This is a genomic window from Azospirillum mesophilum (assembly GCF_053470405.2).
In genome coordinates this window covers 55,395-61,935 of sequence record NZ_JBPXMQ020000037.1, presented here as the reverse complement: position 1 = coordinate 61,935, position 6,541 = coordinate 55,395, and the positions used below count along the sequence as shown (strand labels likewise).

5 protein-coding genes are annotated in these 6,541 nt (G+C 69.5%); 1 reads left to right on the top strand and 4 read right to left on the bottom strand.

The features are described 5' to 3' along the window. The coding region (locus ACSVC7_RS25805) for a DUF6429 family protein (protein WP_483508808.1) at nucleotides 1-445 on the top strand (445 nt) is incomplete at its 5' end. A 214-nt stretch (nucleotides 446-659) separates the two neighbouring features. Here the strand turns inward: ACSVC7_RS25805 and ACSVC7_RS25800 are convergent. From ACSVC7_RS25800 to ACSVC7_RS25785, 4 genes are all read right to left on the bottom strand, one after another. Beyond that, on the bottom strand, nucleotides 660-2,819 hold the full coding sequence (locus tag ACSVC7_RS25800) for a site-2 protease family protein (protein ID WP_448207613.1): 2,160 nt from the start codon (nucleotides 2,817-2,819) through the stop codon (nucleotides 660-662). Further along, nucleotides 2,804-4,144: an efflux RND transporter periplasmic adaptor subunit gene (locus ACSVC7_RS25795; RefSeq protein ID WP_483508807.1), complete on the bottom strand. Its 1,341-nt coding sequence runs from the start codon at nucleotides 4,142-4,144 to the stop codon at nucleotides 2,804-2,806. Before ACSVC7_RS25795 ends, ACSVC7_RS25800 begins: the two co-directional genes overlap by 16 nt. Continuing rightward, on the bottom strand, nucleotides 4,141-4,884 hold the full coding sequence (locus ACSVC7_RS25790) for an efflux RND transporter periplasmic adaptor subunit (RefSeq protein ID WP_448207612.1): 744 nt from the start codon (nucleotides 4,882-4,884) through the stop codon (nucleotides 4,141-4,143). Before ACSVC7_RS25790 ends, ACSVC7_RS25795 begins: the two co-directional genes overlap by 4 nt. 77 nt (nucleotides 4,885-4,961) lie before the next feature. Next, nucleotides 4,962-6,521: a TolC family protein gene (locus ACSVC7_RS25785; RefSeq protein ID WP_448207611.1), complete on the bottom strand. Its 1,560-nt coding sequence runs from the start codon at nucleotides 6,519-6,521 to the stop codon at nucleotides 4,962-4,964. Nucleotides 6,522-6,541 lie beyond the last annotated feature (20 nt).

Below are 6,541 nucleotides of genomic sequence, written 5' to 3'. Positions count from 1 at the left end.
AGTAGGTCGCCGCCAGGTCACCACGGCACACGCCAACATCCGCTGGACGACGCTTCAACACTTACACCCTTCGACACGACACACCAAAAGCCGGCGCTCCCCACAAGGAGCGCCGGCTTTGTATTACGCTGTGCGCGGCAGGGCTGCTGAATTGTGGTTGCCCGCGCCGCACTGCATAATTGAGGTCTCGGCGATGGAGGCGGCTATGGCGATCGATACGGATCGCGTCGATGACGCCGTGCTTGCGTTGTTGTGGTTTGGGCTGCACGACGACGTACGGGCGTGGAAGTCCTTTGATTGGGAGGCGATGGACCGTCTGCATGCCAAGGAGCTGATCAGCAATCCCGTCGGAAAGGCCAAGTCCGTGGTGTTCGCGCCCGAGGGGTTGGAGCGCGCCGAGCAATTGTTCAGGGAACTGTTCGCGAAGTGGCAGTCCGGCGAGTAACGCGATCTTTTTCCTCGGCGTAGCGGTCGCGGCCGCTTCTCACGCTATGTATTTTCCATAAGATGACTTATCGAGTTTTAAAGTCGCGCCGAAAGGCTATTGTCACAGCCCCATTCATCCCCAAAGCCGCTTGCCTACAAAGCGCGCAATGCCACCCCTTTGCCAGTCCCGTCAAGGCCTCCTTCGTGGATGGCCTTGGACCGAGCCGCCAGACTCACCAGCCGCTCTCGCGGATCAGGACGCCCAGGGCGATGCGCCACAGGCGGCGGCCCCAGCTTATGCGCTCGCCTTCGATCAGGACGGTGCCGCGGACGGCGTGGGGAAGCCGCAGGCCGGTGTCCGGTGCCAGGGTGGCGCGGTAGACGGCTTCCTCCGTCACCATCTTTCCGCTGGGCAAGGCCCGGGCGGCGACGCCCCCGCCGTGGGTGGAGGCGAGTTCGGCGGACTCCAGTTCGCGCGTCGGGAGCGCGTCGATGGCGCGCAGCCGCAAGGGCGTCGGGGTGGAACCATCCTCCGGAATGAATTGGGCGGCGGCGCCGGGCGTCAGGCGTGCGAGGTCCGCCTCCGCAACATAGGCTTGGGCGACGACGCTGTCCGGTTCCACGAGAAGGGCCAGCGGCTCTCGCGCGGCGACCCAGGCTCCGGAACGCAGATGATCGGCCAGTTCCAGCACGCGGCCGGCGAAGGGCGCGCGGACCGTCATCTCCGCCTGTTGCGCGGTCAGGGTTTCCAGGTCGGCGACCGCCCCTTCCATTTGTTGCCACGTCACGGGCAACTGCGAGGCCTGTTCGGGATCCGCCGCCTGGGCGTTGGCCTGCACCTGATGGAGGCGGATTTGACGCTCCGCCTGGGCGATCCTGTAGGACAGGTCGGGCGAGTCCAGAACGAAGGCGGGGGCGTTCGCGTCAAGCCCCGCCCCTACCCCGTCGGGCATGGTCCGGATCCGGCCGGCGTGCAGCGCGTAGAGCACGGCCTGTCGCTCGGCGTGCAGCATGGCCGGAGCGGACACCTCGCTGCGCCAGGGCACGAGGAAGGCGGCGACGAGCAGGCCGAAGGCGGCCAGCGTGGCGGCGCTGTTGCGGTTCCAGCGCATGGCGCGGCGGTGGGCCGCCCAGGCGGCGAGCTCGGACAGGATCGGACGCACGATGAACCAGCCGATCTCCACCATCATCAGGAACAGGCCGAGAAGCTTGAAGAACAGGTGATAGACGAGCAGCGCGATGCCCGTGAACAGCACGAAGCGGTAAACCCAGATGGACAGCGCGTAGCCGATCATGAAGCGCCGCCGCCCCGGCGTCTGCACCTCCGGCGGCGGGGCGCCAAGGGCGAACAGCCGTTCCCGCAGCCACCAGCGGCCCATGGCGAAGGCGCGGTCCTGCAGGTTCGGGATGTCCAGGGCGTCGGCCATCAGGAAATAGCCGTCGAAGCGCATCAGCGGGTTCAGGTTCACCGCCAGCGTCATGATCCACGTCGTGCCGGCCAGCATGAAGACGCCGGAGCGAAGCGGCCCGTCCGGCAGGAAGCTCCAGGCCAGCGAGGCGAAGGCGGCCAGGGTCAGTTCCGCCAGCATGCCGCCGGCGTCGATCAGCAGCCGGTGGCGGCGGGAGGTCAGGCGCCAGGCTTCCGTCGTGTCGGTCCACAGCACGGGCATCAGCACCATGAAGGCCACGCCCATGGACGGCACGCGGCAGCCACAGAGCCGCGCGGCGTAGCCGTGCCCGAGCTCGTGGATGATCTTGGCGAACAGAAGCGCCGCACCGCCCATCGCCGCCCCTTCCAGCGTGAACAGGTGCAGGAAGCTGTGGGTGAAGCTGTCCCACTGCCGGCCGATCAGGAACAGACCGAGCGCCGCGACACCCAGCACCAGCGCGAGGAATCCCGGCGTGAACAGGCGGCGGACGATGGGAAGCGTGGCGCGCAGGAAGGCGTCGGGCCTGACCAGAGGCACGCGCAGGAACAGGTAGTTCTTCAGCAGCCACTTCAGCGGGTGCAGCCGGCGCAGATGGACCACGCGGGCCATGCGCGCGGTGCCCTGCGGGCCGATGGGGTGCAGAAGCTCGCTCCGCTCTGCGAACTGGAGGAAGTGCAGCACCTCCTCGGGCGTGACCGGCAGGGGCGTTTCGCGATGGATCGCCTCCGCGATGGCATCGGCGCGCCCCAGCGGCCAGCGTTGCAGGATCTCGAACTCCAGCCAGCCGATGCGCAGGAAGCGGTTGGCCGCCGGGTCGTGCAGGGTCCAGGTCGGCGCGCCATCGTGGGTCGGCGGGCCGGGCAGCAACGCCAGATCGTCGCGCAGCGGCGGCAGAGGCGCTTCGGCCGGCGAGGTCGGTGCCCCTGGGAGCATCCCTTGCGGCGCGGTCAGAACGTCAGCCATTGGCGCGCCGTAGCGATGGGGCGGCGGAGGATCCACAGCGCCAGCGGCGCCGTCTCGCCATAGACCTTGGCGGTGCCCTTGAAGCCAAGGCGCGGCGTCTCGCCCTCCCCCACGAAGCTCGCCTTCAGGCGGTAGGCGACCACGCCGTCGGGCATGGTCTGCGCGCGGTAGCTGGTGGATTGCAGCCGCGCCCGCATCGGCGCGTCCGGTGCCACATTGAGAAAGAAGGCGACGTCCGCATGCTCGTCCAGCGGGATAGCGTCGCCGACCGGCAGGCGGATTTCCAGCTCCACGTCGGCGGGGTTGGCGACGATCATGATCCGCTCGCCCTGCGTCACCGGCTTGCCGATCCAGTCGTTGGGATCGTCGAACACCGCCACGCCCGCCGCCGGGGCGGCCAGGGTGGCGCGGTCGAGGAGGCTTTGCAGATAGGCGATTTCCGCCGCCTGCTGCTCCAGATGGCCCTGGAGGATGGACAGCTTCGCCTTGGCCTTCGGGTCGAAGACGGCCTGCTGCGTGGCCTGCTGGTATTCGGTCTGCGTGACTTCCCGCGCCTTCTGCGCGACCTTCAGCTTGCTGCGCAGCTGCGCGGTGTCGAGCGCGAACAGCGGCTGGCCGGCGGCGACGGTCTGGTTCGGGGTGACGGCGACACTGTCCACCACCCCGTCGAAGGGCGCGCGGACCAGCGTCGGCGTGTGCGGTACCACCTCCGCCGGGGCGAGCACCGACTGGCGGACGGGGAAGGCCGCCCCGCCCAGAAGCAGGGCGAGGGCCGTGACGGCCGCCGCCTTCTTCCAGGCGGAACCGCCCCGGCGCAGGCGCGGGCGGCGGGCGTGGGCGAGCACCCAGGCGTGGGCGTAGGCGTCGGCGATGTGGGCCAGCAGATGCCGGTCGGCCTCGGTCCAGGGCTCGGCGCGGGCGAACAGCAGGGCGCCGACGCGCTCGTCGCCGGGGGCGACCAGGGGGACCCACAGGGCGCAGGGGGCCAGATGCTCCGCCCATTCGTCGCCGAGCGGTCCGGGCACATCCTCCGCCGTCACGGGGCGCGGATCCGCCCCGCCTTCCCCGCCCGCCACATCCGCGCAGAGGCGGCGGAGCCATTGGGCGTAGGGGCTGGCGAGGTCTGGCACGGCCACGCCGGACAGCGCGTCGATGCGCCCGCGCGCGTCGCCGATCCACACGGCGGCCTGCTGGTAGGGCAGCACCCCGGCGGTCTCGTTGGCCATCACGAAGGACAGCTCCGCCCGCCCCGCGTGCCGCGCCCGCCGCTCGATCTGGAGCAGGGCCGACAGCCGCAGGAGCTGCCGGTTCAGCTGGGCGCTCATTGTGTAGGACCGCTGGGGTTAGCACCCGCAGGCTTCGGCTCCTCGGGGGGGGCGATCAGGGCGCGGCCGCTCATGCCCGGAAGCAGGTCGGGGGCCGGGCCGATGATGGCGGCGTAGATCTTCACGGACTGGCTGACCGGATCGACGCGGCCCGACAGGCGGGACACCTTGGCGGCGTAGCTCTTGCCCGTCTCGTCCACCTCCACCTGGAAGCCGGTGCCCACGCCCAGCCACGTCAGCCAGCGGGAGGGGATGATGGCCTCAAGCTCCAGCTGCTTGTCGTCGAGGATGTCCAGCATCGGCTGCCCTTCCCCGATGAACTGGTAGCGCTTGACCGACACGCCGGCCACCCGGCCCGCGAAGGGGGCGGAGACGGTGCAGCGGTCCACCATCGCCCTGGTGATGCCGACCTCGGCCGCCGCGGTTGCCACGTCGGCGTGGGAGACGTTCATCTCCTTGACGCTGACCGAGCCCAGCTTGCGCAGCTTCTCGTTCACGTCCTGGAGTTGGCGGTTCTTCTCCAGCACCGCGACGGCGCGGGCGTGCTGCCCCTCCTGCACCGCGCAGTCGAAGCGGACCAGCACCTCGCCCTGCTTGAAGCGGTCGCCGTCCTCGATGGACAGGTCGCGGATGCGGCCGGCCATGGGGCTGGACAGGGTCGTTGCGACGCGCGCCGTGACCTGCGCCCGGATCTCGCGGGAGACGACCGGCAGGGAATCCCCGCCGGCCTCCGCCGCCATTGCCGGTCCTCCGACGAGGAGGAGAGCGGCGGCGGAAAAACACGCCCTGAAGGAAAGACACGCCCTGAAGCGATGCATCATGATGCCGGCGGTGCGTCTGGGTTGGCGGGGGTTTCGGACGTCTTTTCGGGAGCCGGGTCGAGGTGCGGGACCTCCGGCAGGCGCCCGGCATCGAGGTTGTCGAGCGCATCCCGGACCACGGCGCTGAGCGCCTTCAGATCCTTGGTCTCGACCGAGGCCGGCACCGGATCGAAGCCCAGCGAGGTGTAGAGGTTCGCAAGCGACGCTTGCAGGTCGGTGAAGGCGCGGTCGCGGTCGAGTTCCGCGGCCACCGCCGCAAGGCCGCGGCGGATCCTCTCGAACTCCGGCTCCGACTGGGCCAGCCCGCCGTTGGCGACGGCCCTGGCGATGCCGGCCTCCACCCGCGCGACCTCCTGAGCCGAGTCCAGAGTCTCCACGGCGCGCAGATACTGCTGGTAACTGACGTTGACCTGCGTCAGCACGGCGACACTGAGCGCCAGACGGCGGACCTTCGACACCTCGATCTGCCGTTCGGCGGCGTCGATGGCGACCGGGCCGCTGATCAGGTTGACGAGGTTGTAGGTGGCGCGCACCCCCGCCTCGGCCCACAGGTTGTTCACAAGGAAGGAGTTGCTGTCGTAGTTCAGCCCGCCCAGGATCGACAGGCCCGGCACCATCCGGACCATCTCCTTGTACAGGTTGTTGCGGTCGACCCGCTCCTGGTACGCCTCCTCACGCAGTTCGGGGCGCTGGGACAGGGCGATCAGCTCCAGCGACGGCAGGTCGGCCGACAGGCTGCGCGGCACCGGCGGCATCTCCGGCGGCGGGACCACCGTGAATTCCGTGCGCGGCGGGATGTTGACGAGCGCGGCCAGCTGCGCCTTGGCGACCGACAGGTCCGACTTCAGGCGGCGGAGCTGCGTGATCACCTGCAGCAGGTTCTTGCGGTATTCCAGCGTCTGGAGCACCGGCTCCAGCGAATCCTTGGAGATCTGGGCGTTGGCCTGCAGCGCCTTTTCCGCCTCCGCCAGCAGCGGGTCGATCTTCGGCAGCAGGCGTTGCGCGGTGGCGGTGCGCCAGTAGGCGCTGCGCACCTCCTTGGCGATGTTGTTGATGACTCGGCGCCGCCGTTCCACGGCGATCAGCGCGCGGTCGCCCTGCTGGCGCGCCTGGAAATAACCGACGCCGAAGTCCAGCAGGTTCCAGGAGAAGGTCAGGTCGGCGGTGCTGCGGAAGCGGTCCTGCGAGGTCGAGGGTTCCAGCGACTGCCGCCGCGTGATGACCGACAGGCTGGACGAGGCGGCTTCGTTGTTGCGGCCGTTGTAGCCGGCGCTCGCCGCCAGACGCGGCAGCATGTTCATCACCGCCACGTCGAACTGGCTGGACTGCAAGGCCGCCTCGACGCTGGCGAGCTGCTGGTCGTAGTTGAACTTCAGCGCCCGCGCCACCGCCTCGTGCGCGGTCAGCGGCCCGGTCAGGGGCTCCTGGTCCTTGTAGAGCAGCGCGAAGTCGGCCTTGGCGCGCGCCAAATGCTCCTCCGGCTGAATCGGGGCCGGGGCGATCGCGCAGGCGCCGAGAAGGGCAACGGCGCCGAACGTGGCGAAAGAGCGGAGCATTGGGTTGGGACTCATGCGGG

What these genes read in the sequence shown, in the direction of transcription:
- ACSVC7_RS25795 (WP_483508807.1), bottom strand. Translation starts at nt 4,144, where the DNA reads ATGAGCGCCCAGCTGAACCGGCAGCTCCTGCGGCTGTCGGCCCTGCTC.
- ACSVC7_RS25790 (WP_448207612.1), bottom strand. Translation starts at nt 4,884, where the DNA reads ATGGCGGCGGAGGCCGGCGGGGATTCCCTGCCGGTCGTCTCCCGCGAG.
- ACSVC7_RS25800 (WP_448207613.1), bottom strand. Translation starts at nt 2,819, where the DNA reads ATGGCTGACGTTCTGACCGCGCCGCAAGGGATGCTCCCAGGGGCACCG.
- ACSVC7_RS25785 (WP_448207611.1), bottom strand. Translation starts at nt 6,521, where the DNA reads ATGCTCCGCTCTTTCGCCACGTTCGGCGCCGTTGCCCTTCTCGGCGCC.